Origin of the sequence: Wolbachia endosymbiont (group A) of Clivina fossor, from assembly GCF_964026865.1 — a bacterium.
Lineage (GTDB): Bacteria > Pseudomonadota > Alphaproteobacteria > Rickettsiales > Anaplasmataceae > Wolbachia.
Map to the genome: position 1 here is coordinate 1,486,787 of NZ_OZ034707.1, position 23,163 is coordinate 1,509,949.

At 35.1% G+C, this 23,163-nt stretch carries 29 protein-coding genes and 1 pseudogene; 15 read left to right on the forward strand and 15 right to left on the reverse strand.

Going from position 1 to position 23,163, the window contains the following annotated elements:
• Nucleotides 1-591 precede the first annotated feature (591 nt).
• On the forward strand, nt 592-2,481 hold the full coding sequence (locus AAGD99_RS07440; RefSeq protein WP_341823225.1) for an ankyrin repeat domain-containing protein: 1,890 nt from the start codon (nt 592-594) through the stop codon (nt 2,479-2,481).
• Nucleotides 2,456-2,767: pseudogene (gene terL, locus AAGD99_RS07445) on the forward strand (phage terminase large subunit); the annotation flags it as partial. The gene AAGD99_RS07440 and the pseudogene terL, both read left to right, overlap by 26 nt.
• Nucleotides 2,768-2,777: 10 nt before the next feature.
• Here terL and AAGD99_RS07450 read toward each other — a convergent pair.
• From AAGD99_RS07450 to AAGD99_RS07475, 6 genes are all read right to left on the reverse strand, one after another.
• Complete coding sequence (locus AAGD99_RS07450; RefSeq protein WP_341823023.1) at nt 2,778-2,933, reverse strand: hypothetical protein; 156 nt, start codon at nt 2,931-2,933, stop codon at nt 2,778-2,780.
• A protein-coding gene (locus AAGD99_RS07455) for an IS630 family transposase (protein WP_341822214.1) occupies nt 2,930-3,944 on the reverse strand; the annotation gives its coding sequence in 2 pieces (ribosomal slippage) (nt 2,930-3,478 and nt 3,480-3,944; 1,014 coding nt in all). Before AAGD99_RS07455 ends, AAGD99_RS07450 begins: the two co-directional genes overlap by 4 nt.
• An 84-nt stretch (nt 3,945-4,028) precedes the next feature.
• Complete coding sequence (locus tag AAGD99_RS07460) at nt 4,029-4,394, reverse strand: recombinase family protein (RefSeq protein WP_341823025.1); 366 nt, start codon at nt 4,392-4,394, stop codon at nt 4,029-4,031.
• Nucleotides 4,312-4,587, reverse strand: a complete 276-nt coding sequence (locus AAGD99_RS07465) for a hypothetical protein (protein ID WP_341823027.1) — start codon at nt 4,585-4,587, stop codon at nt 4,312-4,314. The genes AAGD99_RS07460 and AAGD99_RS07465 overlap by 83 nt, the downstream gene beginning before the upstream one ends.
• A 205-nt stretch (nt 4,588-4,792) precedes the next feature.
• Entirely contained in the window at nt 4,793-5,284 is a 492-nt protein-coding gene (locus tag AAGD99_RS07470) for an ankyrin repeat domain-containing protein (protein WP_341823028.1), read from the reverse strand.
• Nucleotides 5,281-6,618 carry an IS110 family transposase gene (locus AAGD99_RS07475; RefSeq protein WP_264704179.1) on the reverse strand — a complete coding sequence of 446 codons (1,338 nt, stop codon included), beginning with the start codon at nt 6,616-6,618 and terminating at the stop codon, nt 5,281-5,283. Before AAGD99_RS07475 ends, AAGD99_RS07470 begins: the two co-directional genes overlap by 4 nt.
• A gap of 490 nt (nt 6,619-7,108) precedes the next feature.
• Here AAGD99_RS07475 and AAGD99_RS07480 point away from each other — a divergent pair, with 490 nt between their 5' ends.
• Nucleotides 7,109-8,131: an IS110 family transposase gene (locus AAGD99_RS07480; protein WP_341823012.1), complete on the forward strand. Its 1,023-nt coding sequence runs from the start codon at nt 7,109-7,111 to the stop codon at nt 8,129-8,131.
• 120 nt (nt 8,132-8,251) lie between these two features.
• A protein-coding gene (locus AAGD99_RS07485) for an IS630 family transposase (protein ID WP_341822214.1) occupies nt 8,252-9,266 on the forward strand; the annotation gives its coding sequence in 2 pieces (ribosomal slippage) (nt 8,252-8,716 and nt 8,718-9,266; 1,014 coding nt in all).
• 157 nt (nt 9,267-9,423) lie between these two features.
• Here AAGD99_RS07485 and AAGD99_RS07490 read toward each other — a convergent pair.
• The 9 genes from AAGD99_RS07490 to AAGD99_RS07530 form a co-directional block, all read right to left on the reverse strand.
• Nucleotides 9,424-9,549: a hypothetical protein gene (locus AAGD99_RS07490; protein WP_341823029.1), complete on the reverse strand. Its 126-nt coding sequence runs from the start codon at nt 9,547-9,549 to the stop codon at nt 9,424-9,426.
• 194 nt (nt 9,550-9,743) lie between these two features.
• Nucleotides 9,744-10,904, reverse strand: coding sequence for a phage tail protein (locus AAGD99_RS07495; protein WP_341823030.1), 1,161 nt, complete (start codon nt 10,902-10,904; stop codon nt 9,744-9,746).
• Nucleotides 10,904-11,686, reverse strand: coding sequence for a baseplate J/gp47 family protein (locus AAGD99_RS07500; protein ID WP_341823031.1), 783 nt, complete (start codon nt 11,684-11,686; stop codon nt 10,904-10,906). Before AAGD99_RS07500 ends, AAGD99_RS07495 begins: the two co-directional genes overlap by 1 nt.
• Before the next feature lie 2 nt (nt 11,687-11,688).
• Nucleotides 11,689-12,024 (reverse strand): GPW/gp25 family protein, encoded by a 336-nt coding sequence (locus tag AAGD99_RS07505; protein ID WP_341823033.1) that lies wholly within the window; start codon nt 12,022-12,024, stop codon nt 11,689-11,691.
• A gap of 19 nt (nt 12,025-12,043) precedes the next feature.
• A complete protein-coding gene (locus AAGD99_RS07510) occupies nt 12,044-13,147 on the reverse strand; it encodes a YhcG family protein (RefSeq protein ID WP_253308962.1) in 1,104 nt (367 codons plus the stop codon).
• Nucleotides 13,131-13,385, reverse strand: a complete 255-nt coding sequence (locus AAGD99_RS07515) for a PAAR domain-containing protein (RefSeq protein ID WP_253308963.1) — start codon at nt 13,383-13,385, stop codon at nt 13,131-13,133. Before AAGD99_RS07515 ends, AAGD99_RS07510 begins: the two co-directional genes overlap by 17 nt.
• A gap of 8 nt (nt 13,386-13,393) precedes the next feature.
• Nucleotides 13,394-13,858 (reverse strand): phage baseplate assembly protein V, encoded by a 465-nt coding sequence (locus AAGD99_RS07520; protein WP_341823013.1) that lies wholly within the window; start codon nt 13,856-13,858, stop codon nt 13,394-13,396.
• A complete protein-coding gene (locus AAGD99_RS07525; protein WP_341823226.1) occupies nt 13,845-14,318 on the reverse strand; it encodes a hypothetical protein in 474 nt (157 codons plus the stop codon). Before AAGD99_RS07525 ends, AAGD99_RS07520 begins: the two co-directional genes overlap by 14 nt.
• Nucleotides 14,319-14,339: 21 nt before the next feature.
• Nucleotides 14,340-15,354 (reverse strand): IS630 family transposase gene (locus AAGD99_RS07530; protein ID WP_341822214.1). Its coding sequence is split into 2 segments (ribosomal slippage): nt 14,340-14,888 and nt 14,890-15,354, totalling 1,014 coding nucleotides; the frame shifts between segments, so codons are not numbered across the junction.
• Nucleotides 15,355-15,424: 70 nt separating this feature from the next.
• Here AAGD99_RS07530 and AAGD99_RS07535 point away from each other — a divergent pair.
• The 11 genes from AAGD99_RS07535 (at nt 15,425) to AAGD99_RS07585 (ending at nt 23,037) form a co-directional block, all read left to right on the forward strand.
• A complete protein-coding gene (locus AAGD99_RS07535) occupies nt 15,425-15,622 on the forward strand; it encodes a hypothetical protein (RefSeq protein ID WP_341823034.1) in 198 nt (65 codons plus the stop codon).
• Nucleotides 15,619-16,875, forward strand: a complete 1,257-nt coding sequence (locus AAGD99_RS07540; RefSeq protein ID WP_341823035.1) for a hypothetical protein — start codon at nt 15,619-15,621, stop codon at nt 16,873-16,875. Before AAGD99_RS07535 ends, AAGD99_RS07540 begins: the two co-directional genes overlap by 4 nt.
• Before the next feature lie 130 nt (nt 16,876-17,005).
• A complete protein-coding gene (locus AAGD99_RS07545; protein WP_196218410.1) occupies nt 17,006-17,170 on the forward strand; it encodes a hypothetical protein in 165 nt (54 codons plus the stop codon).
• A gap of 10 nt (nt 17,171-17,180) precedes the next feature.
• Complete coding sequence (locus AAGD99_RS07550) at nt 17,181-17,741, forward strand: hypothetical protein (RefSeq protein ID WP_019236467.1); 561 nt, start codon at nt 17,181-17,183, stop codon at nt 17,739-17,741.
• Nucleotides 17,734-18,921, forward strand: coding sequence for a phage tail sheath subtilisin-like domain-containing protein (locus tag AAGD99_RS07555; protein ID WP_341823036.1), 1,188 nt, complete (start codon nt 17,734-17,736; stop codon nt 18,919-18,921). The genes AAGD99_RS07550 and AAGD99_RS07555 overlap by 8 nt, the downstream gene beginning before the upstream one ends.
• Before the next feature lie 11 nt (nt 18,922-18,932).
• The gene (locus AAGD99_RS07560) at nt 18,933-19,439 is read left to right on the forward strand and encodes a phage major tail tube protein (protein WP_253303050.1); all 507 of its coding nucleotides are present in this window, start codon (nt 18,933-18,935) and stop codon (nt 19,437-19,439) included.
• A gap of 61 nt (nt 19,440-19,500) precedes the next feature.
• A complete protein-coding gene (locus AAGD99_RS07565) occupies nt 19,501-19,701 on the forward strand; it encodes a hypothetical protein (RefSeq protein ID WP_007303020.1) in 201 nt (66 codons plus the stop codon).
• Nucleotides 19,685-19,966, forward strand: a complete 282-nt coding sequence (locus AAGD99_RS07570; RefSeq protein WP_010082215.1) for a type II toxin-antitoxin system RelE family toxin — start codon at nt 19,685-19,687, stop codon at nt 19,964-19,966. The genes AAGD99_RS07565 and AAGD99_RS07570 overlap by 17 nt, the downstream gene beginning before the upstream one ends.
• Nucleotides 19,967-20,049: 83 nt before the next feature.
• On the forward strand, nt 20,050-20,307 hold the full coding sequence (locus tag AAGD99_RS07575) for a phage tail assembly protein (RefSeq protein ID WP_010405430.1): 258 nt from the start codon (nt 20,050-20,052) through the stop codon (nt 20,305-20,307).
• 109 nt (nt 20,308-20,416) lie between these two features.
• Nucleotides 20,417-22,690 carry a phage tail tape measure protein gene (locus tag AAGD99_RS07580; protein ID WP_317050282.1) on the forward strand — a complete coding sequence of 758 codons (2,274 nt, stop codon included), beginning with the start codon at nt 20,417-20,419 and terminating at the stop codon, nt 22,688-22,690.
• Nucleotides 22,690-23,037, forward strand: coding sequence for a phage tail protein (locus tag AAGD99_RS07585; RefSeq protein WP_022626303.1), 348 nt, complete (start codon nt 22,690-22,692; stop codon nt 23,035-23,037). The genes AAGD99_RS07580 and AAGD99_RS07585 overlap by 1 nt, the downstream gene beginning before the upstream one ends.
• Nucleotides 23,038-23,163: the final 126 nt, after the last annotated feature.

Here is a 23,163-nt window from a genome sequence, read left to right on the forward strand (position 1 = left end):
ATTAGTGGGTAATGGTTATACAATATGAATGGTGGGGTACCAAGCGAGGGATTAAATGAAACTTTATTTAACATTTTAGATCAGTTAGAAAGCGATAGCAATCTATTAGATAATTCCGATAATATTAAATATATAATTTTTCTTCTAGGAGAAGGAGCTGATAAAAATACAAAAAACCAAGCTGGAAAAACTCTGTCAGATTACTTAAATGAAAAATTATCTGACATTTTAAATAAGTTAGAAAGCAATAGAGCTCTATTAGGTAATCACAATTGTACTCAACATATACTGTTTCTTCTAGGAGAAGGAGCTAATCGAAATACAAAAAATCAAGATGGAAAAACTCTGTCATATTACTTAGATGAAAAACTACTTAACATTTTAAATAATTTAGCAGACAATGGAGGTCTATTAGATAATTATGCTCAACATATAATGTTTCTTCTAAGAGCAGGAGCTGATCCAAATACAACAGGAACCCAAGGTGAAAAAACTCTGTCAGATTACTCAAGTGAAAAATTACGTGACATTCTAAATGAGTTAGCAATGAAGAGAGATGAATTAGATAATCCTGATCGTATTCAATATATAATGTTTCTTCTAGAAGCAGGAGCTAATCGAGATACAAAAAACCGACATGGAAAAACTCTGTCATATTACTTAGATAAAAGATTATCTGACATTTTAGAAAGCAATAGAGCTCCATTAAATAATATTCAACATATAATTCTTCTTCTAGAAGCAGGAGCTAATCCAAATGTACAAAACCGAGAAGATGGAAAAACTCTGTTACATTACGTTGCTGAACATAACGATACTGGCGGTATACGTTTTCTTTTAGGAGCGGGTGCTAATCCAAATGTGCAAGATCAAAGTGAAAAGACTCCGTTACATTATGCTGCTGAAAATAACTGCCTTCAAGCTATAGAACTTCTTTTAAAAGCAAAAGCTGATCAAAATGTGCAAGATCAAAGTGGAAAGACTCCATTTGAATATGTTACTGAACATGAGTGCCGTCAAGCTATTAAGGATTTGGGTTATGATTTAGATGATTCTCATGAAAATGAAGGGAATCCGACAACACCTGATGATTCGGTAGATGATTGTTCAAATAGCTCTGGTGATGATAGTCAGATAGAGTCTGTTAAATTGAGTGATTGTAACACAGAAGAAGATTCGGACTATCATTCAGATGGTTCTTGTGAAAATGAAGAGAATTCGACAAATAACTCTAGTAATTACCCTAACAAGCACAATGATGATCAGACACTTCGTGATGATCCAGGGTATAGCTCCGGTGACGATAATAAAACAATTTCTACTGAACCGAGTGATTGTGACCGGAAAGACGAGGATTCGAGCTGTAGTTCAAGTGATCATCTTTTTCTAGAAGACTCACTTTCGATGAAGCTAGAAATACCATTAACTACAAGCGAAGAGGGGCTAATTAAAGATTTTTGTGAGAAGATAAGAGGTATAACAGCACAAAATAAACAAGAATCTGAAGAAAGTATTCTAGAAAGTATTGAGAAAATAGTAAATGAGTACTTGAAGAAAGGAATAAGGTTGAATTCAAGTTGTAGTAATGGTAATGAAAATGACAATGGTGATAAAGAAACTGTAACAAGTTTAATACTTGAAGAAATAGAAGGTGTTCTTAATAATCGTGTGAAACCACGCGATGAAACCAGAGCGCGTGAAAGGCAGTCTGATGGTATCGCCGACCAAGACGATGGCAACGAAGATAAAGTTTCAGGCATCATAGAAAGCATCACTAACAAGTTATTGTTAAAAGGTGGGAAAGCAAGACAAAAATTTTTCTCCGGTAATACTGAGCTAGCACAAAATTATGGATCTAATTATATAAATGATCTCTCTAAGAAATATAAAGAAACTAAAGACAAGCTAAAGAGTATAGCATATGAAATTATTGTAGGCAGAGATAGACAAGCTCAAAAGGGGGAGCCAGAAGAGGTAGACATAGATAATGTATGTTTTTATGTGAAATATTCACAAGATAGTATTATTGAACCTGTGAAAATCTTTAACAAAGCTGAAGATTTAAATTTAAAAGTCGGCATACTTCAAGTTGGGGAGAGTATAGTAAGAGTTGAAGGTACAAAAGATGGAAAAAGAAATTACACAGATGTCTTAGAAAGTAGCATTAAAATGTCTTTTACCACTGAGGCAGGAGAGATTAATATTTATCTAAGTCCTAGTGAGAAAGATAGTAATAAAATAGAAGTAGAAATTGATGATGAGAGTGAAGAAAGGCTTAACAAGTTAAAAGCTGAGAAGAAAAGTTTAGGAGAAAACTGTCTTTTGGGAGGAAAAAGTGTTCTGGAAGCTATAGAAGAGAAAGGTTTTAAGAAAAATGGTAATGTACCTACAGAGTCAATCGAGACTATTAAGGATGTTCCACGTACTGATGTTACGCAAGCTTGTTCGCAGCAAATTAACACAAGAGCTAAAGGCAAATAGCGATCTACCGATTATTGAAATAGTACCACACAATGACAAACTCACTCGATTTTATCAAATTGTTCCAATTATAGAGTCTGGCAGGGTTTTTCTGCCGCATCAAGCAGTATGGCTCAGCGATTTCGAATATGAGATTTTAATGTTCCCAGAAGCCCGTTATGATGATCAGGTGGACAGTACGGTGCAATATTTACAATGGATGAGAAAAATTAACACCAGTGCTTTCAGGGTCAGAGACTTTGGTCCCAACCCTAATAAACCATTTAGATGGTTAAGGTATATCTAAAAACCTAAATTTATTTCCCCAAAGCTTCTGACATATGCTTTACCTGTTGCGGCTGTTTAAGCTCTGAAGAGACACTTCCCTTATGTGGCACAGCAGGAGAAGCCGATCCAATAGAACAAAAGCCACTATCTCTATTAACTTTTTGAGAACTAATACCAAATCTCATAAATAAGTAGGCAAATAACTCACAGAACAAATGGTTTTGATCGAACTTTCCGTAATATTACGAATGAATGCACATACAGTATCCTCCAATAAACTAACAGAGTCATATATTCTATTTTTAATGAGATTGTCTTTCAAATATTGCCATAAACGCTCTACTGGATTTAACTCTGGTGAATATGGAGGTAAATAGATTAAGGTAATATTTTGTGGTATTTTTAAACCTTTGGATCTATGCCATCCTGCACAATCCACAACAAGAAATGCCTCCCTTGTTCCTAAATATTGTGACATCTGCTCAAGGAATATATTCATACAATCAGTATTGACGTTTGGTACGAATAAGCTAGAACTCTCTCCATTTCTAGGATTAACTGCACTATAGAGATAAAAGTTTTGCCTACCTAATTTTACCTTAACCTGTGTCCTAATGCCTTTTTTAAACCACCCGTGTCCAATCTTTGAATGTGTGCCAAACCGCGACTCATCGAAGAAAAATAGCTCTTTTTCGGGATACGTGACAATAGTTTCATTAAGATTTTTTTTTAAACTCTTCTTGTTTATTTTTATCCTGTTTATTGTGCACAGGCCTTGGAGTAATATACGAAAAACCTAACTTTTGCATCAGTCTATGTGCTGTAGACTTACTTACCTCAATAGAAAACATTTTCTCAATTATGATTTTTAATTTCTTAGCCGTTAGGTTGGCTCCTTCTTCTGCTATGACATTTTTAATTTCTTCTTGCTGCTTGTAGCTCAACTTCGGCTTTACTCCACGTCCTGGTTGTATTTTAAACGCATTGACTCCTCCTTCCTTAAATCTTGTAATCCACTTCATCAATGTAGTTCTAGTAATTCGGTATATTTGAGCAACTTTTGTTATTCCATATTCTTTTGCAGATATTATTGCCTGTAATCTTCTTCCTATCTCTCCTCTTATGCCGTGCTTCTTTAATTCCAGGTTACACTTATTATATAATTCTTCTCCTATTGCTTTACTTTTTCCTGCCATAACTCCCCACTAATTCTTAAATTATTCTATTTTAGAAATTTTTCTTTATTCGTCTATTTATTTTTAGGAATTGGTATAAGGTTATCAGATGACGGTAATTGTGCGTTTACACATCGCCTTAAGTTCTCTTCTGGACTCTCGAAAGATTACCTCTACTCCTGCTTTTTCAAATTCGTCGAGCAAGATCATTTGATATACAGTTTTTCGTGATAACCTATCTGGTGAATGAATATAAATTTTATCAATTTCTCCTTTTCCTACTTTATCGCGTAACCTATCTAAACCGGGACGCTCTAAATCTGATCCACTATACCCATTGTCTATGAATCTATACTCATTTAGTAGCTTGTGCTCATCTTCACTAATTCTACGCTCCAACTCCGCTATTTGACTCTCTATTGTTCCCTTCTGTGCTTGCTTTTCTGATGACACTCTCGCATATAAACTCACTACTTTCATTTGTTTCTTTCTCTCTATTTTCTTTTTTTCTCTTTATCAATCTCTCTATCAGTTGCCCATATACATCCGATAAGCGTTTATCTGCTAACTCATCAGGCTCATATCGACAAGTTACAGTTAATACCTTTTTTCTCATTGTTTCTCCTGTAAATATTTTTATAGTTCGGGCACTCCTTTTTTCCATAAATCCATTACTCTTGCGAAAAAGACGCAACTGTTAACCTTCGTTTTGTTTTACTTTTATGCACAATTTTGGAAACACATAGCGCTATCTTTCATCAATTGAGCACTCTCCCAAATCATCAAATAATTGTGCCTTTTCCCTCAGCTCTGCCAACGGTTTTCTCTCTAATGACAACACCTCCTTTTCCACCATTTCCTTCCTTTTCTCAATCAACTTCCATAACCTTCTGCTTCGCTACTAACTCTCTCATTATTTCCTCACTATTTGCCATATATGCTAGATCTATTGGTGTGTATCCTTTTTGGTCTTTCGCATTTACTTCTCCTCCTCCCTCTAAAATTGCTCTCACGTTCCCTATTTCCCTCATAAATACTGCTTCATGTCTTCCTATTTCATTTCCTATATTTACTTTTGACCCTCCTTTTATTAGCTCCCTTACCGTCTCTTCATACCCCATTAGGCTCGCATAATGTAATGCCGTATTTCTCTTACCGTTTCTAGCATTTACATCTGCTCCTTCTTCCAACAGTACTTTTACATTCTCTACCTTTCCATAGAATGCTGCTAGGTGTAATGGTGTTTCTCCGCTATTGTTTTCTATATTTACTTTTGCTCCCTTTCTTATTAGTAACTTTATATCAGAAAGGTATGCTGCTAAATGCAACACAGTGTTACCATCTTCTCCTAAGAAACTCACTCAACTAACTCTTCTTGTTGAACTAATATGTAGCCAAATTCGCTCGCTTTTTTGATCAAATTTTTTACAGTTCTATCTTTATAGCGTGTTTCATAGTATTCCATTCCTTTTTCTACATATTCCTGTCCGTATTTGAGCATACTATAAAATATGCATGCCATTTTTCTTGCAGTAGCTGTTATTGCTTTTGGTGCTCCTAGTCGTTTTTTCAATCTTCTGTAGTATGCACCCAACGCACTTTTACTATTTCCTACAGAATGAGCAGCTATTCGCAAAGCATTCGCAGCACGGTTAATGACTTTACGTGTTCTTGTGTTAAACACTTTTTCCCCTGTAACTTTATTAGCAGGACTGAGTCCCAACCACGACGAAAAGTGCTTTTCTGTTGGCCATTTACTATGGTTTATACCAACTTCTGAAATTATGGTTTGTATACTTAATACATCAAATCCAGGAATTTTAGTGAAATCCATACCAGTTATTCGGTGCAGTTCCTCATACAAAGCAAAGCTTGGCTTACTTTTGCTATTTTTATTCTTTTGCTTACTTAGCTGTTTGCTTTCACAAGACTTTGTTTCAAACGTTTTATAATAGGCTTCAATATTTCTATCACATTCTGCTATTTTTTCTTGATAAATATTATATAATTCAAATTCTTGCTTTAGCGTGAATAAGTGTTCCTCTCTATAGTCACCAGCTAACGCTTTTGCAATAGTAGACTGATCATTTTTCATTCGCACGTCCCTGAATTCTGCTAATTTTTCAGAATCTCTTTCGCCTTCAATTATAGCTTCAATGATTTTCATACCAGTTATCCCAGTAATATGACTAATAACCTTGTGTAATTGTATATTCATTTGAATTAATGCCTTCTGCATACGCAGAATATGTGTAGATGCACTTTCAGTGAGATTTTTGCGTTGCCGCACGTAACTGCGCAATACACACATCTGATTATCTGGCCTAAACGATCCATGAAGCAGTCCGTAGCTATGCAGTTGTTGGAGCCATTGGCAATCTTGAACGTCAGACTTCCTACCAGGTACATTCTTTACATGCCGTGCATTTACCAATCTTACCTCGAATTTGTATGACTCAAGTATTTGAAATAAAGGAATCCAGTATACTCCTGTTGATTCCATAGCTACTGTTGTAACTTTACACTTTTTCAACCACTGTGCTAAGTTATGAAGGTCTTCAGTAAAGCAGCCAAATTTCTGAACGCGTTGTTCATCTCTTCCTTCAGGTACACACACATAGTGTACAGCTGAACCAATGTCTATTCCTGCTGCATTAGGATTCACTATTTCTAATTTACTTTTTGCTTTTTTCATGGTAACTCCTACATATAATTTGTAATAGGGAAACGCTTCAGCTTGGAACGGTTGATAGTACAATCTCCTAACCGAGGTAGTCTAAATGACTCCATCAATGATTTGACCGTTCCTTCCAAAACCATGCTTGCATACGGGCACTTAGGCACCATTGAAAATGTCGGTCATAACTGCAGAGGCGCTCCCTGTACAACTATACTTGAAAACTACTAAAAACTTAAATTTGTGTGTTTCTTTCTGATTTGACAGATTTCGTCTGTTCGATGCTTGTATCTTGTCAAAAGCATCTAATGTTTTAAGCTTAAGCATTAGGTGGAGAAGGGAGGAACTCTGTGCTTCTTCTTAGATATAAAATCTGTAGAGGAGATAAGAATTCCCTTCTCAAAAGTATAGGCTGGACGGTATCGTAGAAAGACCTGAATGGTTCTAATTCTGTATTCACAAGACTAACCTTACTTTTCATTTTTAATGGTAACGTATGGGGTTATATATGATCAACAACTTTTTGGGCATAGATATATCAAAAGATCGCTTTGATGTTTTTCTCTCATTTATAAGCAAAAAAGGAAAGCGTGAAACTAGAAAAAGAAGCTTTAAGAACGATGATCATGGGTTTCAAAGTCTACTGAATTTTCTACACAAACATAATGTAGAAAAAGTAAAAACCTGCATGGAATCTACTGGTTGTTATAGCGAAGCACTGGCTGAATTTCTACACAATGCTGGACATTTTGTAAGTGTTGTAAATCCTTATTGCATAAAATCTTATGCAAGGAGTAAGCTGATACGACAAAAGAATGATCAGACCGATGCAGAAGTTATTGCTGATTATTGCCAAAGACAGGAACCTTCTAGTTGGACACCACCTTCTCCTGAAATGAAAAAATTAAAACATCTTTATCGTTGCTCAGTTGCGTTAAAAGATGAGTTAACATTAGTAAATAACCACTTAGAAAAAAAAGAGAGACTGCCTAAAGAAGTTGCAAATGCTTGGGAAGACCTTGCAATGAATATAGCTCAAAAAATAGAAACAATAAAAAACTCCGTACGTGAACTATTAAATCAACACAAAGAATTGTTGGAAAATTTTCAACTTCTATTGACTATTCCAGGCATAGGAGAAGAATCAGCAATAGCTATTTTAGCTGAAGTTTCTGATATAGAGGTTTTTAGAGATGCCAGGCAATTGGCAGCATATACAGGAGTTATACCACGAAATATGACGTCAGGTTCCTCTGTATATGCCAAACCCAGATTAAGTAAATCCGGTTCACAAACATTACGTAAGGCACTTTTCTTTCCTGCCATAGTAGCTAAGAATCACAATCCTATCATTATGAGCTTTTGCCAAAGATTAAAGGAAAAGGGTAAGCATAATATGGCCATCGTTGGTGCTGCAATGCGTAAGCTACTCCATATCATTTTCGGTATTCTGACATCCAAAAGTGCTTTTGATCCTAACCATATCAAAAACTACAGGGCTAAGAGGTTGACTGAAGGTTTAGTACTTTAAAATCAAAAATGCTTCCTATCTATCTTATGTAAAGTGGTATCTTATACCAATTCCTAAAAATAAATAGACGAATAAAGAAAAATTTCTAAAATAGAATAATTTAAGAATTAGTGGGGAGTTATGGCAGGAAAAAGTAAAGCAATAGGAGAAGAATTATATAATAAGTGTAACCTGGAATTAAAGAAGCACGGCATAAGAGGAGAGATAGGAAGAAGATTACAGGCAATAATATCTGCAAAAGAATATGGAATAACAAAAGTTGCTCAAATATACCGAATTACTAGAACTACATTGATGAAGTGGATTACAAGATTTAAGGAAGGAGGAGTCAATGCGTTTAAAATACAACCAGGACGTGGAGTAAAGCCGAAGTTGAGCTACAAGCAGCAAGAAGAAATTAAAAATGTCATAGCAGAAGAAGGAGCCAACCTAACGGCTAAGAAATTAAAAATCATAATTGAGAAAATGTTTTCTATTGAGGTAAGTAAGTCTACAGCACATAGACTGATGCAAAAGTTAGGTTTTTCGTATATTACTCCAAGGCCTGTGCACAATAAACAGGATAAAAATAAACAAGAAGAGTTTAAAAAAAAATCTTAATGAAACTATTGTCACGTATCCCGAAAAAGAGCTATTTTTCTTCGATGAGTCGCGGTTTGGCACACATTCAAAGATTGGACACGGGTGGTTTAAAAAAGGCATTAGGACACAGGTTAAGGTAAAATTAGGTAGGCAAAACTTTTATCTCTATAGTGCAGTTAATCCTAGAAATGGAGAGAGTTCTAGCTTATTCGTACCAAACGTCAATACTGATTGTATGAATATATTCCTTGAGCAGATGTCACAATATTTAGGAACAAGGGAGGCATTTCTTGTTGTGGATTGTGCAGGATGGCATAGATCCAAAGGTTTAAAAATACCACAAAATATTACCTTAATCTATTTACCTCCATATTCACCAGAGTTAAATCCAGTAGAGCGTTTATGGCAATATTTGAAAGACAATCTCATTAAAAATAGAATATATGACTCTGTTAGTTTATTGGAGGATACTGTATGTGCATTCATTCGTAATATTACGGAAAGTTCGATCAAAACCATTTGTTCTGTGAGTTATTTGCCTACTTATTTATGAGATTTGGTATTACACAAATTTATTGAATGTTGTTGGTTAGTGGATATGTTGATAAGTAAACTTCATCTGTTTTGTGCGTATAAAACTAATTTACTTATCAACATATCCACTAACTATAATCTGTGTACTGTTACACAATTGGAAGTATTTTTTGATTTTATGATGCAACTTGGGAAATTTTTATAATTTTTTTGTTGACTAACAAGACGGTATCTCCTCTCTCATCTATTTTTCTAAATGAATTCTCCTTTAATTTTTCCAGTCTTTTATTTAAATTGAACATTTTAGTTACCCCACTATAAAAACATACATAAAGTCGCCAATTTGGCTCACTTTAGTGCAAGATCAATTTCTTATGTTTACCTACACCTACCTAATTTATAGCTGTTTTGGCATGGAAAAGCAACTTCTTTTTTTCAAAAAACACACATTTTTACCGAATGTTAATGTAATATATGAAGATATAAATATAAGTATTTAGCGTATTAAACATATGGGCTGTTTTTCTTCCCAGGACCTGTTCAAATGTCGATGTTCATGCCAAGTTAGTACACCTGGGTAAAACACTAAAATGTAATTTTCTAACTCCTGTATTGCATCCTTTTGCTCTGAATTTAATTCGCTTTCAAAATGAACATAGTGCTTTGCTAAACCAAATCTTATAACTTTTTGATCGGTAGAGTTTTCTACTTTGTAATGATAGGTAACGCTAAACCTTTCTAAAATTGGCTTGTATTTTAAATTCCACACTTGTTCAGATAGCTTATCACTTCCTAGTAAAAACCTTTTTCCCCTCTCTTCTATACTACTTACTGGAAAACATGCGTTTATTTCTCCTAAACTCCAACTGTCCGATAATACTATCTGCGCTTTAGCAAACTTAATCTCAGGTAATAAGCTCTGTGGTAGCGGATATAACGTTTTTAAATTATTCCACTGATGACTTCTTTCATAAATACCGTTATAATTCTTTGTGTGAGGCTCGGTTTCTCCAAGTATTGCTACATCTAGCCTATACAGATCATTACTTAATGCCTGCTCATAATGATCGCGTAGATAGTTTTCTATAATCCTAATAACTGGACCACTAGACCTGAAAAAATTTACTCTCCCAAATGATAACACTGGTCCATCTTTTTCTATTTTTACCCCCGAATAGTCAGAAAGAAGATCTCCAAATAAACTCTCATCCAATATAAATCTCTGCGCATTATAATAATCGTTAAAAATCCTCATTAGCCGTGATCTTGCAGGTAATGATAGTTTTGCTAGTTCTACTACTGCATCAACAAAGAAGTCTTTCGGAACATCTTTTATCCCTATCTGTAATTCAAAAAAGTGTTCTCCGGGTGGCTCTTCAATAATTGTAATATCTTCTATATTTGCCCATTTTAATGCTATTTTTAGTGACGCTGGTGTTCCTCTTAAACGCTGAAATTCTACCCCTTCTTTTATCGCTCTTCTTTTCTCTTTTGCCCAACGCAGAATCTCTTCTAACCCATATTCCTCTATTATCCACGGCAATACTTTTTCCCCTGGGCTAAATTTAAATCCTTTTACACAGCTTGGGTCTACTTTGTAATCGATTGCATCAATCAGCGCTTTTTCTTGCTTTGTTGCGTTTGGTGGTAATAGCATTAATTCAACTCAACATTTAAACTTTTTAAGAAAGCACACTCATTCCCCAGTACCACAACGTCCTCTTTTGGCTCTATTAATTCCACGTTTTCCACTCCTTCCACAAACAAATTCGCTATTATCCATGATCTTGTCACACTCCATCCTAATCTTTTTGCTAATTCAAATTTTTCGATAAATTTCTTCTTCACCGTTTCAATAATATCTGGTCTTTTAATGCTAATTTTACTGTGGATATCTATTTCTATAATATTGCAACTTACCACTTCTATTGTATCTGTTAAAATCCTCACATCCTCCCTGTTTAGCTGATTTCTGACAATTTCTAGTAATTCTTCTGGCAGTGTGGATAATTCTGTGGATAAGATTGAAACTTGTACTTTTCCTGGTACAAGTGATTCTACTAATGCATCTTTTACTCTCGTATCTGCTGATAATGCATAATACCGATAATTTCCTCCTGTGCTTGAGCCAACTATTCTTGCCTTGATTCTTTTTCTAAATCGTTCATCCTTTTCCCCGTTCTCCCTTTCCACTCCGTAAAATTCAGCTAAATCATCAAGTTCTTCTCCCCTTGCAAACTTAAGTAAGTTGCCCCTTGCTGCTTCGTTTATTCTTTCTCTGAGCAAAAGTTCTTGCCATGCTGCTACCTCTAAAATCTTTATTGCTGGATCACTTTCTACCAATACTGTAAAACTTGAGTCTCGACGTATCAACTCCTCCTTCATACGTGAAAAGATTTCTTCGAAGTTCAGTGGCTCAATAATGTTAGGCTGCTCCATCTTTATACCACAACTCCATCAAAGCGAATCTTTTCCCCCATTGGTAAGTACAATCCTTCTAGGTCAAGCGTTACTTTTCCTTCTTTCACTTCTGTTATTTTTACTTTTTCTAACTTAAATCTCTTTTCCCACTTTTGTAGTGCTTCTGCTGTTGCTGCGTAAATTTCTAACGTAAAATCACGATTGATTGGCCGGTCAACTAACTCAAGTAATCTTGACCCATAGCTCCTGCGCATTATTCTGCTGTTAATAGGAGTAGTTAAAATATTAACTATTGATTGCTTTAAATGTTCTATTCCTTCTAACTCTTTTCCAGTATTAACGTCCATTCCTCGCATAAACACGTTGCCTTTTGTGTTATATCTGTTTAATCATTTTCTTCTTAGTACTTGCGTATTTTTCACGAGCTATAGAGATAGCTTTTCTCAACTTCTCCTCAAGGATTTCCTTAGGAGGCAACTGTCTTAAATACTGTGCAACATGAATATTAGATCCTTCAAGCTCCAGGTATTCTATATCTTCTTGATCCTTATCAGCACACAAAATAATCCCTAGGGGTTTTTCTTCATCTGGTTTTCGTTCATTTTTATCTAACCAATTTAAGTACCATTCCATCTGTCCTTTATAAGCTGGTTCAAATCGACCAATTTTTAGTTCTATTGCAATAAGGCGCCTTAATCCCCTATGAAAAAATAGCAAGTCTAAATACCTATCAATTCTTTCGGTACTCATCCTTTTTTGACGTGTCACAAAACAAAAATCATTACCAAACTCTTGTAAAAATTTTACCAATTCATCCAAAATCGTATTTTCTAGATCAGTCTCACTATGACTTGATGGCAATTCCACAAAGTTAAGGAAGTATGGATCGTGAAAAATGAATTCGGGGGCTAACGTATTTTCTTCACGTAACTGTTTGATGCTTTGTCTTATGAAGTCCTCAGGCTTTTTTGCTAGTGCTGTACGTTCATACAACATGGTATCGATTCTACTACGTAGTGCTCTAACACTCCATCTTTCAATACGACACATTTCTATATAATAATTACGCTTCAGCTCATCAGAAATTGCAATAATTTCTACAAAATGTGACCAACTCAATTGTTGTGACAGTGTCGCGACAATTTCTTGATCGGGAAAGAATTTGGAAAATTGCACCATCCGAAACAATGAAGCTCTATCAAATCCACGTCCATATTTCATCTGAAGTTCTTTTGCAAGTTGGGAGATGATTTGCTTCCCATAATCTGCACGTTTGTGCTTTAGGATATCTTGATCAATTCTGGAGCCAATTTCCCAGTTTAACAATACTAGAGTAGAATTGAATTGAACAGAAAGATGATTCTTTGCTCTATCTATTAAATTACTAACGTCTCCTAATAGGCTAGTAGTTATATCCATGTTCATAATTTTACTTTTGGTAAGTATAGCACATGGTTTATTTTTATTCTGAAAAAACATTACTACTTCCACTTATTACTTTAAACCCACAAGATACTGAATCCCCAACTCTTCCTATACCATGACCATTTGCAAACACTGTTTTTGACCCTTGTGCCATTACCTTACCTTCTGTAAAACTATCTCCTTGCCGACAAACTGGTCTTCCGTTTACAAATATATCTCTGCTTCCACTTATACAAAAATGCGGCAACGCTTCCCCGCAGTGATCTCCTAGGCATATAACTGATTTATTCATTCCTTTTCCTAATTTAGATTTATTCTTTGTGCCTTAAGTTTTATTCCATCCTTTGTCATCTCTACGCTTGATCCTTCTACTTTCAACGTTATTTTATCTACTACATCAATCTCAAGATGATGATTCTCCTTGTCGTACGATAATTTTGTTCCATCTTGAAATTTTACACTACTTACTTCTTTTTTACTTTCCGGAGGAGGATACTTTTCCTGATATATTGCCGGTAACACCACCCCTAATGACAACTCTCCATATGGCGATAATACCATCACCTGCTCATCAATATCTGGGGAAAACCAACTTCTATCTTCTCCCGCTCTTGTTGTTATCCACGGTAACCAATCGGTCAAAAATTCTCCTACTTTTACCCGCACTCTTGCCTTTTCATAGTCTATCTCTTTAACTAGACCTATACGAATAATGTTCGCTAGCCTTCTATTTAGCTCTGCAATGGCAAAATTATGGTCTAACATGTACTTCACCTATCTCTATAATATGCGGCGTAACTCCGCCTGAAAATATTGACTTGCCTACATGGATTTCATGCACCCATTCAACCATCCACACTAGATATGCATCTAATTCTGGCCTAAAATCATCTCCTCCTGCTGATATAAATTCACCTGCTGAAACATTTTCCACGTCCCAAGTATTCTTATTCACTACTCTCGCAACTTCCGCTGCCAGTGACCTTACCACTACCTGAGAATCCTCAACTGTTCCATCAACTACTACTCTTGCCTCAAATCTTGCCCTCAACGCTAATTCCTCAGTCCCCGGATCTTTTCCTGGCTCTAAACTCACAAGCTCTACAAACACCGCTGGCGCTATTATTTCCCGACGTACCGCTCTATACATTTCGCACGTTTGTATTGCTGGGATTTCTTCCCTGAGCTTATTACAGATTGCCTGATGTAAATTTCCCCAGAACATTATTTCATATAATACCAAATCTCATAAATAAGTAGGCAAATAACTCACAGAACAAATGGTTTTGATCGAACTTTCCGTAATATTACGAATGAATGCACATACAGTATCCTCCAATAAACTAACAGAGTCATATATTCTATTTTTAATGAGATTGTCTTTCAAATATTGCCATAAACGCTCTACTGGATTTAACTCTGGTGAATATGGAGGTAAATAGATTAAGGTAATATTTTGTGGTATTTTTAAACCTTTGGATCTATGCCATCCTGCACAATCCACAACAAGAAATGCCTCCCTTGTTCCTAAATATTGTGACATCTGCTCAAGGAATATATTCATACAATCAGTATTGACGTTTGGTACGAATAAGCTAGAACTCTCTCCATTTCTAGGATTAACTGCACTATAGAGATAAAAGTTTTGCCTACCTAATTTTACCTTAACCTGTGTCCTAATGCCTTTTTTAAACCACCCGTGTCCAATCTTTGAATGTGTGCCAAACCGCGACTCATCGAAGAAAAATAGCTCTTTTTCGGGATACGTGACAATAGTTTCATTAAGATTTTTTTTTAAACTCTTCTTGTTTATTTTTATCCTGTTTATTGTGCACAGGCCTTGGAGTAATATACGAAAAACCTAACTTTTGCATCAGTCTATGTGCTGTAGACTTACTTACCTCAATAGAAAACATTTTCTCAATTATGATTTTTAATTTCTTAGCCGTTAGGTTGGCTCCTTCTTCTGCTATGACATTTTTAATTTCTTCTTGCTGCTTGTAGCTCAACTTCGGCTTTACTCCACGTCCTGGTTGTATTTTAAACGCATTGACTCCTCCTTCCTTAAATCTTGTAATCCACTTCATCAATGTAGTTCTAGTAATTCGGTATATTTGAGCAACTTTTGTTATTCCATATTCTTTTGCAGATATTATTGCCTGTAATCTTCTTCCTATCTCTCCTCTTATGCCGTGCTTCTTTAATTCCAGGTTACACTTATTATATAATTCTTCTCCTATTGCTTTACTTTTTCCTGCCATAACTCCCCACTAATTCTTAAATTATTCTATTTTAGAAATTTTTCTTTATTCATCTATTTATTTTTAGGAATTGGTATCAGATGATAAAACAAGTAGAGGATACTCTTTGCCTCATCCAGAAAACATTGCTGTGCAAGATGTTGTTCGTATCCGTACCACAATTAAGAAAATAGATGAAGATATTACCGAAAGAGAAGATGAGCATAATCAACTTAAGAGTAATTTTGAGCGGTTTAATTTTGAGACTTTTTTAAATTTTTGGAAATGAAAGAAGCAATATACCAAAGGATAAAGGATTTAGCAGCAAACAGCACACCTGATCAACTGGCATATCTTGCAAAATCGCTGGAATTGATAGCAGATAAAAAAGCTATTGCTGACATTGTGCAGATGACTGAGGTAAAAGAGATAATTGATGCACTACAAAAGAGGCTTAAGGATTTAGCAGCAAACAGTACACCAGATCAATTAGCATATCTTGCTAAAGCATTGGAATCAATAGTCGACAAAAGTGCAGTTTCTGAAATTGTACAGATGACTGATGGTAAGCTAAAAGAACTTCTTGATAGTGCAAAAAAACACTTAACTGATCTGGATAATAAAAAAGCTAGTTCTTTAGCAGTGATCTCTGAATCAGAGAAGCAGTTATTAAAGAGAATTGATGAAAAAGGAACAACAAATTTATCGCTACTTGATACGAGAAAGAATGCCAATATTGCAGCAATAAATAGCATTAGTAATAGTCATAAAGATGGTCTTAAAGGTTTAGTAGAAGATTTTCGTGCTGTTAATAATGTACCATCTGGCTCATCAATTATTGGGGAAATAGAAACTCGTGATAACCAATTAAAAACATCCCTGATAAATGAGGTAAAAACTCGGGATGAACAGTTAAAAGTGTCTCTTATAAATGAAATAAGAAAGCGCAACATGGTTGAACCAGGGTCATTACCTTTCTTATTTGGTGTACTTGGCAGAAAAAATAATTATTTTGGACACGGAACTTTTACGACAGAGCTTGGAAAGTGGAGTAGTGATATAACAAAAACTGACTATATGTTACAACTACTAGCAGGTAGCCATACGTACAATACAGATTACGTTAGTTTTTATCGGCCAAGACAACTAAGTTTTATAGAGGGAAGTAAAGGAACATTTATTTACGGAGAGTTATGCACAAAAAGTTTTTCGGGTAGTTATGATGAGATATACTATTACCCGTATGCTGCACTTGGAGTAGTATTTGTAAAAAATACAACCAATGTGAACATAAATAAGACAATGGAATTTGTTGGATCATCGTATTCGAGTACGGAGTATGGGGGAGCAGGATTATTTGTGGGAACTCCTGATAACACTAATTCTAATAAATCAAGTATTTCAAAAATAGTATGGAAAAATGTTTACCAATACACGAGTTCTGATAGCAAGTTAGCCGGATCTGGTAATGTGGAGATTCCAGCAGGAAAAACAGTTGCAATATTACTTTATACCAAACTTCGTTATTGGGAAGACAAATAGAATATACGATAAATTCACTTAAACCTCCAGTTATAGGCGGAAAGCACTCTTTTTCATTTGTCTCATTATTATTGAGAATTGGTATTACACATCATCTTATCTGTATTCCAGAACACAAGTTAGTCAAGGTATGCTTGCATCAAATTATGTACACAACTATGGTCAATTTATTCAGTGGGGGATTTATAACATACGTAGCAATTTTCTCACCACAGGGCTTGAGGTAGATGTGGAAAGGACGCTCAGGGGTTGGCAATGTCCAGGGTTAGAACGAACTGATCAAATATGGCAATGAGGAGGAATTTGTGACTATTTATATACGTTTTGAAAACCACAAGCAGATTGAAACAACAACACTTGAAAACAAGCCAACTGGAAATGATTGGTATGAAGCACCAAAGAATTTTGACTGGCAAAAAAGTTATTGTTTAACAGAAGGAGAGAAAATTGTTGAAAGGAATAAGGAAGATATTGAGCTGGAATTATTGGAAAATGCGAAACTTTCTGCACTTGATAGTGTGCGTTTTTATTTTAATAACTATACTAACGAATACGCTGGAAATTCTCACCAAAAAGCTAAATCGTATCAAATACAAGAAAAAGCCGCAAAAAGCATTCTAGCAGCACCAGAGTCTATAAGTAAAAAGGATACAGAAATTATAGAACCATTAGCAAAAGTCCGTGGTATTACAGTTATTGAAATGGCAAGAATAATTGAAGAAAAAGCAAAAAAAGCAGTAAAAGAAATAATTAAATGTGAAGAGTTGGAAGACATTACCAAGAAGAAAATTGCAGAAGCCAAAAGTAAAAATGAGCTAGAGAACTTACTAAACGATTTTAAACAAAAGATACAAAGAAATGGCTGAAGAATTTTTACACGGAGTAAATGTTATTGAGGTAACCTCAGGAGCAAAGACAGTACGTACAGCTAAATCATCAGTGATAGGTGTAATTGGTACTGCACCTGAAGCTGACGAGCAAAAGTTTCCGCTAAATAAACCAGTGTTAATTGCAGGAAGCTTAAAAGAAGCAGCAAGACTTGGAAAGAGTGGCAGTTTACCTTCTGCAACAAACGGAATATTTTCCCAGATTGGTGCAACAGTAGTAGTTATTCGAGTTAAAGAAAGTGAAAACAGCGATTCAAAGCTCAAAGAAAGTGAAACTATCCAAAATATAATTGGCGGTGTTGATAAAGAGACTGGAGAGTATCAAGGGATAGAGGCATTCCTCAGTAGTGAAAGCATAGTTCATATTGCTCCAAGAATATTAATTGCACCTCAGTTTACTCATCAGTTACCTGAAATAGATGGAGTAAATCCAGTAGTGAGTGCTTTAATTTCCATAGCAGAAAAATTAAGAGCAATTATTGTTGCAGATGGACCAAATACTAATGATGAAGAAGCAATAAAATGGAGAAAAAGTGTAGGCAGCTCAAGAGTGTACGTAGTTGACCCTTGGGTTAAGGTATTTATTGAAGGAAAAGAAGGAACCTTGCCAGCAAGCCCATTTGTAGCTGGTTTAATAGCAAAAGTAGATAGCGAACAAGGATTTTGGCACTCACCTTCAAATAAAGAGATAAATGGTATTGTTGGAACAAGCAGGCCTATTGATTTTACGCTCGGTAATACAAATTGTAGAGCAAACCATTTAAATGAAAATGAAGTAACAACGATAATTCATCAAAATGGCTATAGGCTTTGGGGAAATAGAACATGTTCAAACGATTCGAAATGGGCTTTTCTATCAGTAAGGCGCACTGCAGATTTAATTAACGATAGTTTACTTCGAGCTCATCTCTGGGCAGTTGATCGCAATATCACAAAAACTTATATAGATGATGTGATTGAGGGGGTGAATTCTTACCTTGCAAGTTTAAAAGCGCAAGGAGCAATTATCAGTGGAAAATGTTATGCAACACCCGAACTCAATACACCGGCAAATATTGCAAGCGGAAAAGTGTATTTTGATTTTGAGTTTACACCGCCATATCCAGCTGAGCAAATAATATTCAGATCCCATCTTGTAAATAATAGTGTAATAAGTTAGGAGAAAGCGAAGTGTTACCCAAAATACTGAGAAATTTTAACGTATTTGTAGATGGTCGTGGTTATGCAGGAAAAATAGATGAAATTACGCTACCAAAGCTTACCATAAAAACAGAAGAGTACCGTGCTGGTGGTATGGATATTCCAATAAATATTGACATGGGCATGGAAAAGCTTGAAGCAGATTTCACTTTTGCTGAATACGATACAGAGCTCTTTCGGCTATTTGGGTTGATAAATGGAAATTCGGTATCTTTGACGCTCAGAGGTGGAATGCAAGGTAGTGGAAGTAATGATATTGGAGCAGTAATAATCAATTTAAGAGGCATTTTTAAAGAATTTGATTTTGGTAACTGGAAACCTGCTGAGAAAGCAACGCTGAAATGTACTGTAGCTGCCCATTACTATAAACTTACTATAGGCGGTAATGAGCTGATAGAAATCGATGCTGAAAATATGATTAGAAAGATAAATGGTGTTGATCAAATGGCCTTGCTACAAACGATTCTAGGGATCTAATATGGTTGACAAAATTACATAAAAATGTTAAAATATAAGAAGTTGTAGGTATATAGTTAATATGGATTCTAAAGCTCATACAAATTCCATAGAGCAGCTAACTGGTTTACTTGTTAGTGTAGCACAATCTCAAGACAAGTCCGTTTTAAAGTTATTAACTGAATTAATGGAAGAAGAAATTGAAGATATGGAATTATCTAAGATTGCTGACGAACGCTATAAAGAAAAGAGGGTTAAACATCAAGATGCCTTCTGGGATTAAGCCTTACAATATAGACTATTCAGAATCTGTTATAAAGAAAGACATTCCGGCTCTTCCAGCAAAAGTAAAGTTAATGATTAAGAAGGCAATAATGGAGCGTCTAACAGTTGATCCAATTGGACTTGGAAAGCCATTAAAGCATAACTTAAGTGGACAACGTAGTCTACGGGTGAGTACCTATCGTATACTTTATTATATAGATGTACCAGAACATACAGTAGTTATTACTTCAATTGAACACAGAAAAGATTCTTATCAAAGCTAATCCTATTTATAGCACCATACAAAGAAATTAGTTATGTAAAAGCCGATATAGACTTTTATTTAATTAACTTTTTAAGGAGGAACATGCAAGCTATAACACTTAATAACCCAATAACAGTTGATGGAATTTCTGTCTCAGAACTTACTGTTAGACGTCCAAAAGTTAGAGACTATCTTGCAATTGAACGCTTAAATGGTAGTGACCTTAGTAAAGAAGTAACTTTGACTGCCAATTTGACATCAGTTGCAAAAGAAGCAATTGAAGAGTTAGATATTGCTGATTATGTGAAAATTCAAGAGGTATTAAAGGATTTTTTTTCACCGATTATCCAAAAAACTTGAGATTAGAAGTATTAATGTTCAGCTCTGTTGTAGGAGGCGGGGTTGAACAAATACTTGATATGGAGATTAATGAATTTATCTTATGGCATAAAGCAGCGAGGAAGGTACAATGTCAACATTATCTATAAAAATCGGAGCAGTTTTAGATGGCAGTTTCAGTACTGTAATAAAAGGAAGTAGCAGTCAACTTACTCATCTTGGTGAGAATATAAGAAAGCTTGACTCATCTTTAAAATCAGTATCAAAGTTTAAGCAGTTAGGTCATGATGTTTTGACTAGCAAGAGGTCATGGAAAGGCTTTGAAGATCAAGTAAAATCTTTAGCTAAACAAATGAAGGCAATAGAGAAACCGAGCAAAACTTTAAAAGCAGAATTTGACAAGGCCAAAACCTCTGCAATAAAAGCAAAAGAAGCATATTTGAAAAAGAGAGATGCTTTGCATTCATTTAATGAAGAAGTAAGAAAAAGTGGAAGAAATATTAAGTACTTAGTAAGTGACCAACATAAACTTGGCTCTTCTATTGAAGTATTAAAAGGTAAGTATGGTAAGCTTGGATCTGCAATACGTAGTCACCAAAGTTTTTTAGCAAGCAAAGCACATTTTAAGTCACAAATTATAGAGACTATTGGGCTAGGGCTAACGCTTGCAGCTCCAGTTAAAGTTGCAATTGACTTTGAAAGTGCTATGGCTGATGTTACAAAAGTGGTAGATTTTAAAAAAGGAACGGATGAAGCAACTAAATTTGCAAAGAAGTTAAAAGAGATGTCACGTACTATACCATTATCAGCCGCAGAACTGGCACAAATAGCTGCAAGTGGTGGTCAACTTGGTATCAAGAAAGAAGATCTTTTTATGTTTACAGAAACAGTGGCAAAAATGTCTACAGCATTTGATATGTCTGCAGAGCAAGCAGGTGATTCTATAGCTAAACTCTCTAACGTTTATGGAATTGATGTTAGTAAAATGGAATACGTTGGTAATGTAATCAATCACTTATCAGATAACACTGCTGCCAAAGCAAAAGATATGGTTGAAGCTCTAGCAATAGTTGGTGGTACTGCAAAACAATTTGGTCTTGACATCAAGGAAACAAGTAGTTTAGTAAATGCCTTCGTTAGTTTAGGTAAACAACCAGCAAAAGCTGCAACTGCTATAAATGCTCTACTTAGTAAACTTCAGACTGCTGAAGAACAAGGAGGGGATTTTAAAGCAGCATTAGAGCAAATGGGCATAACTGCAGAAGAAATAGTACAAAGAATAAGCGAAAACGGTGAAGAAGCATTACTCTACTTTTTTCAAGCTCTAAAGAAAATGGATAACCAGGAACGTTCTACAATCCTTATGAAACTTTTCGGTCAGGAATATCAAGATGATATTGCATTATTAGCTGGAAGTTTTAACAAATACGAAGATGCTATAAGGTTACTATCTGACACAGAAGAGTACAAGAGCTCGTTGCAGAAAGAATTTCAAAACCGTGTAGACACCACAGCCAGTAAATTACGACTTCTTCGCAACGCAATAGCTGAAGTTGGTATGAACCTGGGTTCAGTGATGCTGCCTACTTTAAAATCTATAGCTGAATTTTTACAAGAAAAAACTAGAAGCATAGCGTTATTTGCAGAAAAATATCCAACTTTAACCAAAGCAATCATGGGTACTGTAGCAGCCTTGATAAGTTTAAAAGTTGTAGCAGTGGGACTAGGATACGGATTTACATTGCTAGGAAGTACGATTTTTAGTCTGAAAGCAAACCTACTTGGAGTATTTTCATTTTTATCAGCTACAGTTTTTCCTGCAGTAGTAACAGGACTAAGAGCAGTAACACTCGCTATAATGAGTAACCCTATAGGACTTTTAATTACTGGACTTGTCACTGGCGCAGCACTTGTTATAACTAACTGGCAAAAGGTAAAAGACTTTTTCTCTAGCTTTTGGAAATCGATAATAAAACCCATAGAAGAAGCTTTTTCATGGATAGGTGAAAGTATATTTGGAAAAGTATTGGGAAATAGCCCACTGAAAGAGTTTGAAAAAAGAAAAACTGAAGTAAAAGCAGTGCACACTCCCCTAAAAAGTAATATTCTCAACAGTGGAAATCCTGTGCTAGGTAACAGTATAATTAAAGAATTTTCAAAGAGAAATAAAAATAGCTTCAGAGTCAAAAGCCTTATTGAGGAGACAGAGAGCGATAAGATATTTGCAAGGAGTAAGTTTGAAAATAAAGAACAAAATAAAACTCAGAACATCACTAATAATTACACTATCAGCATTAAAGCAGAACCTAACCAAGATGTTCGTAGTCTTGCAGATGAAGTAATAAAAAGGATAAGAGAAAAGTCACGTGATGTTTTATTTGATACGGTAGAGACATTTTATTGATGCTATCTCTTGGTCCGTATAAGTTTGCTCCCACAAGTTTAAAGTATAGCAGAGAAAATCGTTGGAGCACGATTGAGTGTATTGAAAATATGCCACTATTACAAAATATCGGTCAAGGTGTAGAAAATATAGATTTAGAAGGAATGATTTATCTGCATAATCTCAACGTGCTAAATCAATTAAAGAGTGTGAAAGAAACTGAAAAACCACATATTTTAGTAGATAGTTTAGGTAATATTTTAGGACAATTCGTAATTACTAGGTTAGAAGAAAAGCAGATGTATTTTTTACCTAATGGACTACCGAGAAAAATTGAATTTAGTTTGAGTTTAAAAAGCTATAGATGACTATATACTATGTGAGTAAAGAAAATGAGATGTTATACCAATTCTCAATAATAATGAGACAAATGAAAAAGAGTGCTTTCCGCCTATAACTGGAGGTTTAAGTGAATTTATCGTATATTCTATTTG